General features: G+C 46.9%; 24 protein-coding genes. 21 read left to right on the forward strand and 3 right to left on the reverse strand.

All coding sequences use genetic code 11. The features are described from left to right. Positions 1–18 precede the first annotated feature (18 nt). Positions 19–396, reverse strand: a complete 378-nt coding sequence (locus NYE28_RS06335) for a PH domain-containing protein (protein WP_007610770.1) — start codon at positions 394–396, stop codon at positions 19–21. A gap of 109 nt (positions 397–505) precedes the next feature. On the opposite strand from NYE28_RS06335, the gene NYE28_RS06340 reads away from it, so the two are divergent. Beyond that, positions 506–1,111 (forward strand): poly-gamma-glutamate hydrolase family protein, encoded by a 606-nt coding sequence (locus NYE28_RS06340; protein ID WP_047935636.1) that lies wholly within the window; start codon positions 506–508, stop codon positions 1,109–1,111. A gap of 118 nt (positions 1,112–1,229) precedes the next feature. Here NYE28_RS06340 and NYE28_RS06345 read toward each other — a convergent pair whose 3' ends face one another. Next, on the reverse strand, positions 1,230–1,820 hold the full coding sequence (locus NYE28_RS06345; protein ID WP_007610775.1) for an ImmA/IrrE family metallo-endopeptidase: 591 nt from the start codon (positions 1,818–1,820) through the stop codon (positions 1,230–1,232). A 148-nt stretch (positions 1,821–1,968) separates the two neighbouring features. After that, on the reverse strand, positions 1,969–2,307 hold the full coding sequence (gene xre / locus NYE28_RS06350) for an HTH-type transcriptional regulator Xre (RefSeq protein WP_003154871.1): 339 nt from the start codon (positions 2,305–2,307) through the stop codon (positions 1,969–1,971). Between the two features lie 190 nt (positions 2,308–2,497). Between xre and NYE28_RS06355 the strand changes: the two genes are divergently transcribed. The 20 genes from NYE28_RS06355 to NYE28_RS06450 all read left to right on the forward strand — a co-directional run bounded on the left by NYE28_RS06355 (position 2,498) and on the right by NYE28_RS06450 (position 15,355). Next, positions 2,498–2,677: a hypothetical protein gene (locus tag NYE28_RS06355; protein ID WP_007407285.1), complete on the forward strand. Its 180-nt coding sequence runs from the start codon at positions 2,498–2,500 to the stop codon at positions 2,675–2,677. Next, positions 2,667–3,491, forward strand: a complete 825-nt coding sequence (locus tag NYE28_RS06360; protein ID WP_337681400.1) for a phage portal protein — start codon at positions 2,667–2,669, stop codon at positions 3,489–3,491. Before NYE28_RS06355 ends, NYE28_RS06360 begins: the two co-directional genes overlap by 11 nt. Next, positions 3,391–4,191 carry an ATP-binding protein gene (locus tag NYE28_RS06365; RefSeq protein WP_014417520.1) on the forward strand — a complete coding sequence of 267 codons (801 nt, stop codon included), beginning with the start codon at positions 3,391–3,393 and terminating at the stop codon, positions 4,189–4,191. The genes NYE28_RS06360 and NYE28_RS06365 overlap by 101 nt, the downstream gene beginning before the upstream one ends. Further along, the gene (locus tag NYE28_RS06370; RefSeq protein WP_003154863.1) at positions 4,191–4,358 is read left to right on the forward strand and encodes a hypothetical protein; all 168 of its coding nucleotides are present in this window, start codon (positions 4,191–4,193) and stop codon (positions 4,356–4,358) included. The genes NYE28_RS06365 and NYE28_RS06370 overlap by 1 nt, the downstream gene beginning before the upstream one ends. A gap of 97 nt (positions 4,359–4,455) precedes the next feature. Then, positions 4,456–4,797: a phage portal protein gene (locus NYE28_RS06375; protein ID WP_100001386.1), complete on the forward strand. Its 342-nt coding sequence runs from the start codon at positions 4,456–4,458 to the stop codon at positions 4,795–4,797. After that, on the forward strand, positions 4,787–4,990 hold the full coding sequence (locus tag NYE28_RS06380; RefSeq protein ID WP_100001388.1) for an XtrA/YqaO family protein: 204 nt from the start codon (positions 4,787–4,789) through the stop codon (positions 4,988–4,990). The genes NYE28_RS06375 and NYE28_RS06380 overlap by 11 nt, the downstream gene beginning before the upstream one ends. Positions 4,991–5,103: 113 nt before the next feature. Further along, positions 5,104–5,616 carry a sigma-70 family RNA polymerase sigma factor gene (locus NYE28_RS06385; protein ID WP_007407279.1) on the forward strand — a complete coding sequence of 171 codons (513 nt, stop codon included), beginning with the start codon at positions 5,104–5,106 and terminating at the stop codon, positions 5,614–5,616. A 112-nt stretch (positions 5,617–5,728) separates the two neighbouring features. Continuing rightward, positions 5,729–6,526: a terminase small subunit gene (locus NYE28_RS06390; protein ID WP_100001390.1), complete on the forward strand. Its 798-nt coding sequence runs from the start codon at positions 5,729–5,731 to the stop codon at positions 6,524–6,526. Beyond that, positions 6,523–7,821 carry a PBSX family phage terminase large subunit gene (locus tag NYE28_RS06395; protein WP_025284605.1) on the forward strand — a complete coding sequence of 433 codons (1,299 nt, stop codon included), beginning with the start codon at positions 6,523–6,525 and terminating at the stop codon, positions 7,819–7,821. Before NYE28_RS06390 ends, NYE28_RS06395 begins: the two co-directional genes overlap by 4 nt. 48 nt (positions 7,822–7,869) lie before the next feature. Continuing rightward, entirely contained in the window at positions 7,870–9,261 is a 1,392-nt protein-coding gene (locus NYE28_RS06400; protein ID WP_160223388.1) for a phage portal protein, read from the forward strand. A gap of 19 nt (positions 9,262–9,280) precedes the next feature. Continuing rightward, positions 9,281–10,126, forward strand: coding sequence for an XkdF-like putative serine protease domain-containing protein (locus NYE28_RS06405; RefSeq protein WP_342490336.1), 846 nt, complete (start codon positions 9,281–9,283; stop codon positions 10,124–10,126). A gap of 26 nt (positions 10,127–10,152) precedes the next feature. Then, positions 10,153–11,088, forward strand: a complete 936-nt coding sequence (locus NYE28_RS06410; RefSeq protein ID WP_007407274.1) for a phage major capsid protein — start codon at positions 10,153–10,155, stop codon at positions 11,086–11,088. Positions 11,089–11,104: 16 nt separating this feature from the next. Further along, entirely contained in the window at positions 11,105–11,488 is a 384-nt protein-coding gene (locus NYE28_RS06415; protein WP_015239680.1) for a DUF3199 family protein, read from the forward strand. Further along, positions 11,485–11,841: a DUF3599 family protein gene (locus tag NYE28_RS06420; protein ID WP_007407272.1), complete on the forward strand. Its 357-nt coding sequence runs from the start codon at positions 11,485–11,487 to the stop codon at positions 11,839–11,841. Before NYE28_RS06415 ends, NYE28_RS06420 begins: the two co-directional genes overlap by 4 nt. Beyond that, positions 11,838–12,341: an HK97 gp10 family phage protein gene (locus NYE28_RS06425; protein ID WP_025284607.1), complete on the forward strand. Its 504-nt coding sequence runs from the start codon at positions 11,838–11,840 to the stop codon at positions 12,339–12,341. The genes NYE28_RS06420 and NYE28_RS06425 overlap by 4 nt, the downstream gene beginning before the upstream one ends. Then, complete coding sequence (locus NYE28_RS06430) at positions 12,338–12,784, forward strand: hypothetical protein (protein ID WP_032871277.1); 447 nt, start codon at positions 12,338–12,340, stop codon at positions 12,782–12,784. Before NYE28_RS06425 ends, NYE28_RS06430 begins: the two co-directional genes overlap by 4 nt. Further along, positions 12,781–12,990: a hypothetical protein gene (locus NYE28_RS06435; protein WP_007610809.1), complete on the forward strand. Its 210-nt coding sequence runs from the start codon at positions 12,781–12,783 to the stop codon at positions 12,988–12,990. The genes NYE28_RS06430 and NYE28_RS06435 overlap by 4 nt, the downstream gene beginning before the upstream one ends. Further along, positions 12,990–14,387: a phage tail sheath family protein gene (locus NYE28_RS06440; RefSeq protein WP_284646872.1), complete on the forward strand. Its 1,398-nt coding sequence runs from the start codon at positions 12,990–12,992 to the stop codon at positions 14,385–14,387. Before NYE28_RS06435 ends, NYE28_RS06440 begins: the two co-directional genes overlap by 1 nt. A gap of 1 nt (position 14,388) precedes the next feature. Then, positions 14,389–14,832 carry a phage tail tube protein gene (locus NYE28_RS06445; RefSeq protein ID WP_003154837.1) on the forward strand — a complete coding sequence of 148 codons (444 nt, stop codon included), beginning with the start codon at positions 14,389–14,391 and terminating at the stop codon, positions 14,830–14,832. A gap of 76 nt (positions 14,833–14,908) precedes the next feature. Beyond that, positions 14,909–15,355 carry a phage portal protein gene (locus NYE28_RS06450; RefSeq protein ID WP_003154836.1) on the forward strand — a complete coding sequence of 149 codons (447 nt, stop codon included), beginning with the start codon at positions 14,909–14,911 and terminating at the stop codon, positions 15,353–15,355. Positions 15,356–15,366: the final 11 nt, after the last annotated feature.

Consider the following 15,366-nt stretch of genomic DNA (forward strand, 5'->3'; position numbering starts at 1 on the left):
CCGGGCTTCCGTTTCTTCTTACATACAAACTGCTGCAAGGGCCTTTTGAATATCATAAATGCTTTCATCTTTTTTAAACTGCTTTGAGACAGCGGGAAGTTCCGCGCCTGAAATCCAAATTTTCAGCTCTGAATCAAGGTCAAAGCGGCCGGCAGTTTCTACGCTGAATCTGGAAATGCTCTTGTACGGAATGGATTGAATCTCCGTTTTCTTCCCTGTGAGTCCCTGTTTATCAACAAGAATAAGACGCTTATCCGTAAAGACAATGATATCTCGGACAAGCTTAAATGCGGCATTGACATTCTCACCTTCCAGCAGAATACGAGCCAGTTCTGCTTTTGCTTCAGCCGTCGATATTGTCGACGCATTGCCCAGCAATCCATTGATGAACCCCATGATATATCCCCCCTGATACGTATTCTATCAAATCATACTATAAAAAGGTTTCCATTCCCAGATGAGTAGAGTAAACTGGTGCTGACTGGAAAAGGAGAGCATGTTACACATGAAAGATAGATATGACAATTTCGCAGCCCTTTCTGCTGCTGAATCGGAATACAGAATTATTTATGAAGAAAAAGAGGGAAGTAAATGTATCGTCCTCGCTCCCCACGGCGGCAGGATTGAGCCGGGTGTCAGTGAGCTGGTGCGGGCATTTTCTGACCAAAGCTCAATTTATTTATTTGAAGGAACGAAGCGGTGCGATAACCGTTCTCTCCATTTGACAAGCACACGCTTTGACGAACCCCTGGCTTTAGAAAAAGTGACCGCCCATCATTACGGATTGGCTTTTCATGGGTATCATGATCTGAAAAAGGCAAATACACTCGTCGGGGGCGCGGATCTGGAAAAAGCAAGACTGATTTGTGATCTGCTGCGTGAAGCGGGGTTTGATGCCGAGCTGACAGAGAAGAATGATCGGCTGGCAGGTGTAAATCCCCGCAACATTGTCAATCGGACAAAAAGGAAAATGGGGCTGCAATTGGAAGTGAGCACGGCGCAGAGACACGCGCTGTTCAGCAATTTTGGCTGCCGGGGAGAAAAATATACGCCAACCGATCTGTTTTTTCGGTATGTAGAAGCCGTGAAGGCCGGTTTTTATGATAAATGAACAGGGGGCCCGTTCTTATATTTACTGGAGCTGCTATGCGGCGCAAGAAGTGCGTGGCGGGCAGCACGGTGAGAATGATGACATTCTGCCGGCTGCGTTCCAAGCCGGCAGAGTATCGCTAATTTTCAATAAAATACGGCGTTTTTTCTTCAGCGGCATGCAAGTGTGTCTGTCCGCTTTCATAATACACATTCGGCCGCTTGTCGGATAACAGACAAGCGAGCCGCTTCTGAAATTGAATACCTGCTTTACGCCGTTCAAACAGCTCCAGCCTTTTTTCCGCAAATGATGCCGTCACCCGGAAAGCGGCTGCGATTAAAATGACGGCGTGGCTCCTTCGCTGGGGAAGCTCCATGTTTAACAGCATAAAGGTCGGCACACAGAAGTGGTACATAAAATGGTTGGCCTGAAATTCCTGCAGTTCTCTGAACAGCTTGTTCATATGAAAATGGTTGCCGGTATGCTTCAGCACATGGCACAGTTCGTGCGCAAAATCCTGCCATTGCTCTTCGGGTGACTTTTTTTGATTCAGGACGATGCTGTACATGCCGTCCCGCTTCAGCATCATACTGTGCGTATCTTCAAAATGAATCCAAATGTCAAGCTCCTTGGCAATCATCTGCATATCAATATGGAGAGGGGCGGTCATTCCCATGCGGCAATATAAGTTTTTGACGTATTCCTCAAGATGTGTTAAAAAATCGCCCAATTGAATACACCCTTTCGAACATATGTTCTTTTTTAAGCGAGAAAGAAAAGCCCTGATCGGACTTTGAATCAATTCCCTTTTCTTTTAAAAATAAACATTCAGCTTTTATATCGGCTGAACGTTAAGCAGTTTAAAGGAAAAGAGCGGATTATTTATGTTTCGGCCTGCGGTTTTTCTCTTTTTCTTTTAAATAATTAATGAATTCAATGGCCTGCTGTTTGCTCTCCGGGGAAAAGTCCTGCATGTCCCGATATGCGATCTGCAGGTCGGGATCGGCAAACATGTCTTCATCTGAAGGTTCTTTTCCGGTTAACAAATAATCAGTCGACACTTTGAAATAATCCGCAAGCTTTTGCAGCGTGTCGTAATCGGGTTCAGATCGGCCGTTTTCATAATGAGAATATCTGGCGCGCGAGACACCGATATGATTTGCGACTTCTTCCTGCGTTTTCTTTCCTCTGAGACTCTTTAATCTTCCGCCTATCATCCGAATGACCTCTCTTTTTTCAACACCCTAAGTTACTTATGATTATAGATACAAAATGTATCAAAATAAAGAGATGATAAAAAAAGTATCAAAAAGGTCTTGATGATACAAAATGTATCGTATATAATCAACATCATAAGGATACAAAATGTATCAATATACGATAAAAAATTGATCAGGAGGGTGAGAGATGCAGCCGATAATCATCCGTTTCAGCAGCAATCCGGCTGACCAGAGATGTTTAGGAAAAGCAGGCGGTTCGATATCTTTTACCGCTTGCGGACTTCCGGTATTCCGATTTGATAACCGATTGCAGTATGAACGCTATATAGGTCTGAAGACAAACGGAGACGTCCCTTATGAATCGTAAAAGCTACCCGTTTTTCATCTATTCCGGATTACTGAATTCAGAACATTATGACAAAATAGGGTCCGCCATTTGGCTGTTTTTATGGTTCATCAGCTCAACGACAAAGGAACACGTAAAAGACGGTGTAAAGTGGGGGATCGTCCTTGGTCATAAGCCCGTAAAAGCAAGAGAGATGGCCGATGTATTTGCCGTCAGCGAAAAAACCGTCAGACGGTGGCTTGAGGTTTTGGAACAGCATGAATATATCAAAACCGTCCGCGCCCCTTACGGACTCATCGTCTCCGTAAAGCACTCGAAAAGATTCACGCCGAAAAAGACATTGACCCGCCCGGAAGCAACTGACCGGACAATATCGGCGGATCACCGGGACAAAAATGTCCGGAGAGAAATAGATATAACAAAAAATCATACTGCTGAAGAAACGATTAACGACATTGCCGCCCATTTTATCAGATTAAGGTCTGCACAGGAGGGGCGGAGCGTATACCCGTCGCCCCGGGATTATCAGGCCATCGCCCGTATTGTTTCCCTCGGTGCGTCAGCACAAGAAGCAATCAAATGGCTCGGCGAATGCTTTACCGCTTTTGAACAGCGGCGCACATCTTCTGAAACGATCAAGGCTTTCAGCTATTGCGCCAAGTATATGGAAGACCGCTTGAATGCACGAATTGCGGGAAGGACAATCACAACAAAAAAAGAGAGGAATACGATACATGACAAAACGAACGATCGAGCAGATACTGGCCGACCTGAAAAACGGAAAACGTCCATTACTGGCGGACAGACCGGAAGAATCAGACGAAAGCCGCTTTGACTGTCCGCTCTGTAAAGATCAGGGCGGTTATCTCAAAAACCAGCTGGGAATGGATGTGTGGGTTAAGTGCCGCTGCGCCGCCGAACGAAAAGCAGAGCGCATCCTCAGCGCAAGTGAGATTACAGGCGCCTTTCGGAAGCTGGATTTCAAAGGATTTATCACGCGGGGCAAGCCTCAGGCAGTCGTCGACGCATATGAGTGCGCCCTTGAATATGTTGAAAACTTCGACAAGATTAAAAACTGCCGGAAAAACAGCATTGCCCTTTTAGGGCGTCCGGGGTCGGGAAAAACCCATCTTTTGACCGCTCTCAGCAATTATGTCATGAGACAGAAGCAGACACCCGTGCTGTATTTTCCTTTTGTGGAGGGATTTACGGATTTAAAAAATGATTTTGATCTGCTTGATGCAAAGCTTGGCCGTATGAAACAGGCGGATGTGCTTTTTATTGACGATCTGTTCAAACCGCTGAACGGAAAACCCCGGGCGACCGATTGGCAGATTGAACAAATGTACGCCGTCGTAAATTACCGCTATTTAAATCATAAGCCGGTTCTTATCTCGAGCGAGCTGGCCTGTGACGGACTGGTGCAGGTTGATGAAGCCTTGGGCACAAGAATTTATGAGATGTGCAGCGATTATTTAGTCATCATTAATGGCAATTCATTTGACGTAAACCACAGATTAGAGGGGGCGAGATAATGTGTAAGCTGTGCGGGCCGAAGAAGGTCATTGTGACGGAAACGGGTTTCGGCGCTGTCTTTCACCCTTGCCCGAACTGCAAAACAGGCACTGATTTAACGCCGGTCATTAAACGTCTTGAGCGAATGGTTCAAGACGCAAAAGCGAGGCTTGATGCACGTGTATAAATATATTAAATGGCTTTTTTGCCTGCTGTTCAGGGCGAAACGGATAGAAAAGCAAATTGAAGCATGGCATGAGGCTGATGGAAAGTGAGGATAACCATTGCAAGAAAAACACAGCCCCGCTCCATGGCGGGCCGTACACAGCGGAGAAGAAAAACCCATTTACATTTATTCCGCTTACAGCGAAGCGGATAAAGAGAAGTTCCCTTATTCAAACGGAAGGCTCATCGCGGCCGTTTTCAACTTAAGTTCATACTCACAACAGATCAACGCGGGATTGATGGCAAAAGCCCCGGAACTTTTTGAGGCGGCCGAAACGGCTCTCCGCCTGCTCCGGGGAGAAAGTTCTGAAGAAAAAGAAGCGTTCATAAATGAGCTCGGAAGCCTCATACATGAAGTAAACATCCTGAAAAAAACGGAGGACGTAAAACATGAATCCTAAAAAACTGACTGACATTGAACATACAACATTACAAAGCCAGCTGGAAGAAGGCAAGGTTCGGGTGATTATTATAGACGGACTGAATAAGGAAGCATGGCTCGCCGAAGCGCCGGAGCACGGCAAAACGCTTGTCGAAACGCGAAAAGGGGATCTGGCCCGGGTCGAATATGAAATCGGCTTTAAATTGAATTAATCGAAAAAAACAGAATACGTCCAAGACGGAAAGCCTGCGGACACTGATCAATCGCGTACATGCTGCGCATTGGTTGGTGTCCTTTTTTTGTTCCGAAAAAGAGGAGGATCTGCATGGAAGACTTACTATTTGAATATAAACGCACGCTGAAAGAGACGAAAAAGTGGTACAAGCAGCTGGAGGAAGCCGATGAAACGGTGCTTACTTCAGAAGAACTGAAAGATAAAAAAATCATCAGAACGATCATTACAGATGTGGAATATGTCATCGAATGGCTTGAAAAAGGCCGGCAGCCCGGCATAAGAAGAGCGATAGACCGCAGAGACGCTTATCAGAGAATGCTGATTAAAGATCCGAGAATCATAGAAACCTATTCGCAGGCGCTGATGTTTGAACCTTCCGGGAATGTGACTGAAGAAGACAGAATCAGACTGCGGGACGCATTAGCCGTTTTAACGGATAGAGAAAAAGAAATGCTGCTGCTCCACAAAGCGGAATGCTTTTCATATGAACGGATCGCCGCCTTGCTGAATGTAAAGAAATCAACCGTACAGACGACGGTCAAACGGGCGCTTCTAAAAATACAAAAACAGCAGGAACAAAGAAATCAATCGCCTGCTTCATAAGTTGTCATACGTTTGCCACCTAGAAGTGAACAGACGATCACAAAAAGCGGCCCGATTAGAAGCCGCTTTTTATTATAGACAATCATGTCGGAGGTGGCGGTGATGCCGTAGCATGAAAAACGCAAAAAGAAAACAGGCATTTACAATCTATCAGTCTCATAAAGGCCGCATCACAAATCGCGCCCTTGCCGGCGAATCAGGCGTATCCGCAAGAACGATCGGCAGATGGAAAAAAGAAGGGCGCTGGGACGAGGCGCTCCATAAGAACGCGGAAAGCGGCGGAAAAAACACCCCGGGCGAAGATGATGAGTTAAACGAACGCCAGCGGCTGTTTTGTCTTTATTATGTGAAAAGCTTTAACGCCACCCAATCTGCGATAAAAGCCGGGTATTCACCGGAAAGCGCGCATGTGACGGGAAGCAGGCTGTTAAAAAACGAAAAAGTCGCCAAAGAAATCAGCCGCATGAAAAAGGAAATGGTCAATAAAGTGTTTGTCGAAGCGATGGACGTTCTTCAAGTCTATGTGAAAATCGCTTTCGCCGACATTACCGATTATGTAACCTTCGGAAAAAAAGAGGTTCAGGCCTTCGGAAAATCAGGGCCGCTCTTTGACGAAAATGATAAGCCGATTATGCAGGAAATCAGCTACGTTGACGTTAAAGATTCGCACCTTCTGGACGGAACCATCGTCACAGAAGCAAAACTCGGAAAAGAGGGCATTGCAATAAAGCTTGCCGACAAGATGAAGGCTCTTGAAAAGCTGTCCTTGTACTTTGACCTTTTCCCTGATCAATTTAAACAAAAAATCGAAAATGAAAAATTAAAGCTGGCACAGCAGAAGATGGAAAAAACAGAAGACAGCCAAAAGCCGATTGACATTGTCATTACGCGGAAAGAGGAACGGTCATGATTGAAAAAGCGGTCAACCCGCGCTTTGAAGATTATTTGTTCAATTGGAATGAAACGTACCAATTTCTCGTCGGAGGCTACGGCTCGTCAAAAAGCTATCATACCGCGCTGAAAATCATCCTGAAGCTGCTTCGTGAAAAGCGGACGGCGCTTGTCGTGCGGGAAGTTTTCGATACGCACAGAGATTCTACGTTTGCCTTGTTTGAAGATATTATCGGGGAGCTTGAGCTGGGACATGCCGTAAAAGCCGTGTCTTCACCGATGCAGCTGAGATTTTCAAACGGAAGCCGGATTATGTTTAAAGGGATGGACAACCCGGCCAAATTGAAATCCATTCATCATATTTCACTGATTTGGATTGAAGAATGCTCTGAAGTGAAGTATGAAGGCTTTAAGGAGCTGATCGGGCGTCTGCGCCATCCCGAGCTTTCGCTTCATATGATATGCACCACAAATCCCGTCGGCACCTCCAATTGGACGTACCGGCATTTTTTTCGTGATGAGCAAAAAAAACGCTTCGTATTGGATGATCAGACGCTGTATGAAAAAGGCACCGTCGTTAAGGGGGATACGTATTACCACCACTCCACAGCGTGCGATAATCTGTTTTTGCCGAAAAGCTATATTAAGCAGCTGGACAGTTTACGGCATTACGATCCCGATTTATACCGGATCGCCCGCAAAGGACAGTTCGGCATCAATGGCATCCGCGTGTTTCCGCAGTTTCAGGTCATGGAGCACAACGAAGTAACGGAGCGGATTGCTTCCATCAGGCGCCCCCTGTTTCGGACCGGCATGGATTTCGGTTTTGAAGAGTCATACAATGCGGTCATCCGGCTTGCCGTCGATCCGGATCAAAAAGAGCTTTATATTTTCTGGGAGTATTACAAAAACAAAATGACCGATGATCAGACAGCTGAGGAGCTTCAGGAATTGGCGGATCAAAAAGAGCTGATCAAAGCGGATTCGGCTGAGCCGAAAAGCATCCAATATTTTCGCAGGCAGGGCTTTTGCATGGTTGCGGCCAAAAAGTTTCCGGGCTCAAGACTTCAGTATACAAAAAAACTGAAACGGTTCAAACACATCTATTGCTCAGACAGCTGTCAACATACGATCCGCGAATTGCAGAACTTAACGTACGCAAAAAACAAAAACGGCGTTCTGTCGGAAGATGAGTTTTCAATTGATCCCCACACACTTTCAGCCATTTGGTATGCGCTGGATGACTATGACGCGGCGGATCTGAAAGATGCATCACAAAAACGGAGACGTCCGAATCGGGAAAGGAGGAGGTAGGCGTTGCCGAACTATCAAAACGTTAGAGCCACCGTCTTTAAATCAAAAATGGCCGCGCCGCAGGCAAGGCAGATGAACGAAGATCAATTTGCCGATCTGTACGGCGAAGACATCATCTCACCGCCCTATAATCTCATTGAACTGAAAACAATCGCCGAATACTCGACGATTCTTCAGCAGTGCATTGACGCGTATCGGGTCAATATTACGGGTTTTGGGATTGATGTGGAATATACCTTTGATGTAAATAGCCCAGATTGCTCCCCGTCAAAAAAGGCCCGGGCCGAAAAAAACTGGATGAAGCTGGAGAGCTTTTACAAATGTCTTCATTTTGATGAATCAGCCGAGACGATCCTCGGATATGCGATAGAAGACCGTGAAAAAACGGGCAACGGTTTTCTCGAAGTGCTTCGGGACGGGGCGGGAAAACCAGCGGGGATTGAATATCTGGATGTGAAACATATGCGCGTCTGCGGTGTGACTGATCCCGTTGAAGTTACATTTTCTTATGAAGAAAATGGCGCATCCAAAACGATTAAAAGGCAAAAACGGTTCCGTAAATATGTTCAGATGCTGAACGGTCGGAAAGTGTTTTTTAAGGAATACGGCGACCCCCGCATGATGGACATGAGAACCGGCGAATACGTAAAGACCCTGTCTGAGGAATACCGGGCAAATGAAGCCATTCACTTAAAAATCGGCAGCGGCACTTACGGAATTCCGCGCTGGGTCGGCAATATCGTCAATCTGTACGGCGCCCGGAAAGCGGAAGAACTGAATTTTATGTATTTCAAGCAGGGCCGTCACGTGCCGGCCGCCATTACGGTTGAAAACGGCATGCTGTCAGAAGCATCGTACAAAGAACTCCAGGATTATATGAATGACCTGGAAGGGGTGGAAAATGCCCACAAATTTCTGCTGATTGAGGCGGAAGGCATTGCGAAGGAAAAAGACCTTCACGGAGGCGAAGACATTACGCCCGTGTCTGTGGAAATTAAATCACTTGCGGAAATTCTGCAGGATGATGCGCTGTTTCTTGAATATGACGACAAAAGCAGAAATAAACTCCGCTCCGCTTTCCGTCTCCCGCCGCTTTATACGGGCGAGGCGCAGGAATACAACAAAGCCACCGCCGATACGGCACGGAAAATAACGGAGGAGCAGGTGTTTCAGCCGGAGCGGAAAACGCTGATTAATAAGCTCAACACGTTATTTTTGCCTGAACTGGGTCTCCACGATGTACAGCTTACATTAAAAGGGCCTGATTTTCGCGATCCGCTTGAAATTGCGAAGGTGCTTACACCATTTATTTCCGCCGGCGCGGTCTCTCCTAATGACCTCCGTGATCTGGCCGGAAGAGTGCTCGGCAAGACGCTTGAGGAATGGCCTGAAGAGTACTACAGCCGGCCGGTGCTGAAAGGGAAAAAGGAGCAATCCTGAAAGGGGGTGAAAACATCTCGTGCCGAGAGAATTGAGAAATGCCGTCATCAGTTTTGTGAGCTATGTCGATAAGGCGGCGAACCAAACGGAATTCTTTTTTACAAAATCAGCCGGAGGCCTTCCGTCATTTAAAAAAAAGGTGCAGGTGTTTACAAAAAGCGAATCGGATGAGCAGAAGCTTGTTTACGGCATCGTTTACGAGCCGGATGTCCCGGATGCCCATGGCGATTATATGACGGCTGAAGAGATTGAAAAGGCCGCTCACGGTTTTTTGGCGGACGCCCGCAACATCGATACAAATCATAATTTTGAAGGCGGGACCGGCGAGGTGGTGGAGTCGTACGTCGCCCCGGATGACTTTGAAATCGGGAATGCTGTGATCCGGAAAGGATCTTGGGTGCTTGTCACCAAAGCTTCCGATGAAGTATGGGATCAGATTAAAGCCGGTATCATTACGGGCTACAGCATGGCGGGAACCGCTGACGTTTACGAAGAGCCGGCAGAAAAGCAAGCCGGCTTATTCGGCGCGGTCAAGCAATTTCTCGACCGTGACCGCAAATCAAGAAACCGCAAGGGAGAGGACTTGAACAAGATGAGAAAAGAAGACGTAAGAGAATCGATTGAACACGCGCTGCACCCGCTTTTAAAGCGGCTTGACAGCTTGGACCAAAACACGGAAGACAAAGACGGGGCGGCTGCGCCGTCTGATGAAGAAAAGCTGAAAATGCTTGTTGAGGACATGCTCGCGCCGATTATTAAACGCATTGAAGCGCTTGAAAAAGTAAGAGGCGCATCAAAGCAGCCGGAAGAAGAGACGGGCGGCCAAGAGCCTGTTAAAAAATCCATTTGGAGCGGACTGCTTTAAGCCCAGTCAGAAGGAGGAACTGTAGAGTGAGAAATCAAGATATCATCAGAAAGGCGGAAATGTCACTTTCCGCTTTAAAAAGCGGCGGTTTAATGAACCCCGCACAAGCTTCAGCATTTATCCGCATGGTGCAGAACACGCCGACTATTTTCAGCGAATCGCGTGTGATTCAAATGGAAAATGACTCGCAGAAATTTGAAAAAATCGGTTTCGGCCAGCGTATTCTGCGTGCCGCTGAGGAAGGAAAAGCCTTAACTGACGATCAGCTGACCGTTCCGGCAACAAGTACGGTGCAGCTGAATACGAAAGAAGTCATTGCGGAAATTAATATCACCTATGACACGCTTGAAAATAATATTGAAAAAGACGGTCTGCAGCAGACGATCATGCAGATTTTGGCGGAGCGGGCGGCAGTCGATATTGAGGAGCTTGTCGTAAACGGCGATACATCTTCTTCTGATCCGTACTTGGCACAGCTTGACGGAATCCGTAAGCAGACTGTATCTCACGTCATTGACGGAAACGGGGAAGAGCTGTCCAGAGCCACATTTAAAAAAGGCTTAAAAGCCATTCCGGCAAAATATTTGCGCCTGCCTCAGGAATTCAGATTTTACACATCTCAAGGCATGGAGATTGAATGGAAAGACCGTGTGGCTGACCGTCAGACCAATCTGGGGGATCTTGCGGTGCAGGGCGGTTTGTCTTCAGCATTCGGCGTTCCGGTCAAAGGAGTGTCCAATCTGCAGCCGTACTCGGTCGGAGAAGGTGACTCCCAGTACGATGCGTCTGACATCATTTTGACTCACCCGAAAAATATCATTCTCGGTTTTTCACGGAATATCCGAATCGAAGTAGATAAAGATATTCGCAGCCGCAAATTTATTATCGTACTGACGGCTAAACTTGACAGCAAATTTGAAGAAGAAGATGCAAGCGCCAAAATCGTAAACGTTAAAGAATAAGACGGAGGTGGCAGTTATGTTAATTCAGCCGTCTGACGTTGTTTCATATTCAGTTTATGATCAAGTCAAAAACAGGCCGGAGCCGCTTCTAATACAGGACATTCTGGAGGCGGAGGCGGAAGCGGCCAGAATGGCGGGGCATTCGTTCACTGACCCTATTTACTCACCGCTTCCCGAAAAGATTAAGCTTGCGTTATTAAAGCTTTCTCAATATTTTGCGCTGATCAACCAGAATGAAGCAGCCGCTTCCGCCTATCAATCTGAAAAGATAGGCGACTACTCGTATACGGTGGCAGGTGAAGGCGGAATCAGAAAACCGGCGGTGCACCATCTGCTCTGTGAATATATCACGCCGGGTTATTCCCCGGTTTCTGCAATCGCAAAGGTGAGACCTTTATGAGCTACGAACGGCTGCTCACTGACAGATGCGATATTTATCATGAGACGGTGTCAGTTCCGAAGGCCGGACGCTTCGGGATTCCCGCCGAAAAGCTCCAGCCTGTCTTTTCTTATCCGGAAGTGCCCGACGCTGAAGACGTGCCGTGTCTGTTTGTTGAAAAACAGCAGCAGCTTATTCAGCTTGCGCCTGATCATAAGGTATATCAGCGGTTTCTCGTTCATTTTCCGAAAGAGGCCGCTGTGCGTGTCAATGACAAAATCATTTGGGAAGGACAGGCGTATATTCTGGAAATGCCGAAGAAAGCAAGACAGCACCATTGGGAGGTTATCGCTGTGAGAGATGACAGGCTATGAGCATAAAAAACCTTGAACAATGGAATCGGTCGCTGCAAAAGGCATCATCCGGAGAATTTGCCCGTCAGGCAGGCGAATGGCTGGAACAGTCAGGAGAGGATTTTCTCGACATGGTAAGGGAGGAGCTTGTTCATTCGGGAGGAATTGAAACAGAAAACCTGCTGTCTTCTTTCCGAAAAGGAGCGCAGGATCATGTATGGATCATTGAAAACGGGGGACTGACCCTTGAAATCGGCACCAATGTAGAGTATGCCTCATTCATAAATGACGGACATTGGACCGTCTCAGATGAAAATGTCAGATGGGTGCCCGGGTATTTTCAAGGCTCCCGGTTCATCTATGATCCGTCAGCTTCAACGGGAATGGCGCTCAAAAAACAGTGGATCAGCGGGAATGGGTTTTGGGACAAAGCCCTTCTTTTGTATGAAACACTCTTCGCCGAATCGCTGGACAAGCGTTTCAATCAGTGGCTTAACACGTTGGGGGGAGATATCGGATGAATCGCGAAACCGGTTCAATCGCCGCTTTTTTGTATCAGCAGTGCGGCGTGCCCGTATATGAAAATGAACTGCCTGAACAATTTCAGGTGCCGTCACTATACATTCCGCCCCCATTTGTTTTTGACGAAAATGATACAGTCTCCACTTATAAGAAAACGTACAGTCTGAATGTGAAGCTGTTCCATGCCGACTCGGTGCAGGCGCTCTATACAGCCGACCGGATCGCTGATGCGGTGAGAGAATCAAGACAGCTGATTCCGCTGCTTACGGAATCAGGGGAGGATACCGGTGATTTCGTCCGCATCAGCCGTATCGAAACAAGAGTCGGAGACAAAGGCGAGGCAGTGATCACAATCCGCTGGACGAGCCGCTACTACTATCAGAAACAAACATCTCCCGCACTGCGGGATGTGGACATTAACAGCGGGGTGAAAGAAAAGTGAAACAACATAAAAAGAAAAATGCCGCAGCGGCGGAACGAGCGGTTCTTTATGACACGGCGGATTTAACAAAGCACGCGAAGGAGCTTTTCGGCGTAAAACCTGAGATTCTCCAGGGGGCTTTATTCGGCGTGAAGCAAAAACAAATGACAAAAGCGCAAGCCAAGTCTTACATTGAAGCATTTTTAACCAAGGAGGTCATGCAATAATGAACGGCGGAACATTTACGCAAGGAAAAGAAAAAGAACGTGCCGGGATCTATTTTAACTTTAAAACAACCGCCCAGGAGCGGGTATCGATCGGTGAACGCGGGATTGTCGCCCTTCCCGTCGCATCCGGCTGGGGGGAAGCGAAAACATTCGTTTCCATTTCAAGTATTGAAGATTTGAATAAAAAAGTGGGGCTCAGTATTGAAGATCCGTCACTGATTCTGCTTCGTGAGGCGAAAAAGAAAGCAAAAACCGTTTTGATGTACCGTCTGACAGAGGGAATCAGAGCGAGCGCCGATCTTTCGCAAGGTGTTAAGGCAACCGCTTTGTACGGCGGTTCAAAAGGAAATGACATCATCATCCGCATCAGTGAAAACGTCCTTGATCAGACCGCTTTCGATGTGACCACTTACATGGATGAAGCGGAAGTTGACAAACAAACGGTGAAAAAAGCCGAAGAATTAAAAGCAAACGGCTATGTCACATTCACGGGAACGGGCGAACTGTCGGCTTCCATCCCGCTGACAGGCACCGAGGAAGAATCCGGGGAAACGTTAAACCCGCAGGCAGGCATCCGTCTTGCGGGCGGAACTGATAAAGCACCGGTCAACTCAGACTATACGGATTTTTTAGCTGCTGCTGAAACGGAGAATTTCGATGTCATCGCTCTTCCTGTCGCGGAAAACGATCAGCTGAAAGCGACATTTGCCGCATTCATTAAACGCCTTCGCGATGCGCAGGGACAGAAAGTGCAAGGGGTGACCGCCCATTACAGCGGGGATTATGAAGGCATTATCAATGTGACTGAAGGTGTCCTGCTGGAAGACGGAACCGAGATTAAAGCTGAAGATGCGACCGCCTGGGTGGCAGGCGCAAGTGCCAGCGCCGCATTTAATCAATCCTTAACATTCGTTGAATACGAAGGCGCCGTCGATGTGCTGCACCGCCTGACTCATGATGAAGTGATCGAACGTCTTTCCAAAGGTGAATTCCTTTTCTCTTATGATGCCCGTGATAAGTCAGTCAGCGTTGAAAAAGATATCAACTCATTGGTGACATTTACGGCAGAGAAAAACAAAAAGTTCGCGAAAAACAAAATCGTCCGTGTGCTTGATGCGGTGAATAACGATTTGACACGTGAACTGAAAGCCTTAATTAAATCGAAAAAAGGCACGGGCAGCGATCTTCCTGCGACAAATGACGGCCTTCAATTCGTCAAAACGATGATCATTCAATATTTGACTACGCTTCAGGATGCGGGTGGCATCGCCAACTTTAATTCAGACAAAGACATTATAATCGGGCTGAATGAAGACCGCGACGGCTTTTTAATCGATCTCGCTGTACAGCCTGTGGATGCGGCAGAAAAATTCTACTTTAACGTGGAGGTAAACTAAGATGGCATTAAAAGCGCAAAACACGATTTCAGGAAAAGAAGGCCGTTTATTTCTCGACGGAGAAGAGATGGCGCATATTAAAACGTTTGAAGCAAACGTGGAAAAAAACAAATCAGAAGTAAACATCATGGGCCGCCGCATGACGGGACATAAAACAACAGGCGCCAACGGAACGGGCACGGCAACATTCTATAAGGTCACATCCAAATTCGCCGTCCTTATGATGGATTACGTCAAAAAAGGCAGCGACCCGTATTTTACGCTGCAAGCCGTTCTTGATGACAAATCATCGGGCCGCGGAACAGAACGCGTCACTCTGTATGACGTCAACTTTGATTCTGCAAAAATCGCCGGACTGGACGTAGACTCAGAAGCACTCGAAGAAGAAGTGCCGTTTACCTTTGAAGATTTCGATGTGCCGGAAAAGCTTTCTGAAACGTTTTAATTAAGATCGGTATGAGTGAAACAGGCCTTTTTACAGGCCTGTTTTTTATAAAAAATAGAGTAAGGGAGTTTTCATCATGAGCGAAAAAAACGAACAAGTATATGATCTATCATTCTTTATGCCAGGTAAAACAGTCGAGGCTGAGGAGATTCGGGTTCCGCTTTCAAAGCGTTTTGTCGATAAAAAAGGAAACATCGTGCCTTTTATTTTTAAAGCCATTACGACTGAGCGCATTGATGAACTGGAGAAGGAAAGCACGACATATAAAAATGTGAAGGGCAGAGGCCGCGTAAAAGACTTAGACAGCCAGCGCTTCTATGCGCGGATCGCGGTTGAATCTACGATTTACCCTGATTTCCGGTCTAAGGAGCTCCGCGACGCTTACAAAACGGCAGATCCGGTCGAGGTGGCAAAACGCGTGCTTTCAGTCGGCGGTGAGTATGCAAATTGGCTGAATAAAGCGATTGAGATCAATGGTTTTGAAGATGAATTAGAAGATCTGGAGCAAGAAGCAAAAAACTGATAAAAGATGGG

Source organism: Bacillus sp. FSL R5-0443, from assembly GCF_038608285.1.
Classification (GTDB): Bacteria; Bacillota; Bacilli; order Bacillales; family Bacillaceae; genus Bacillus; species Bacillus velezensis.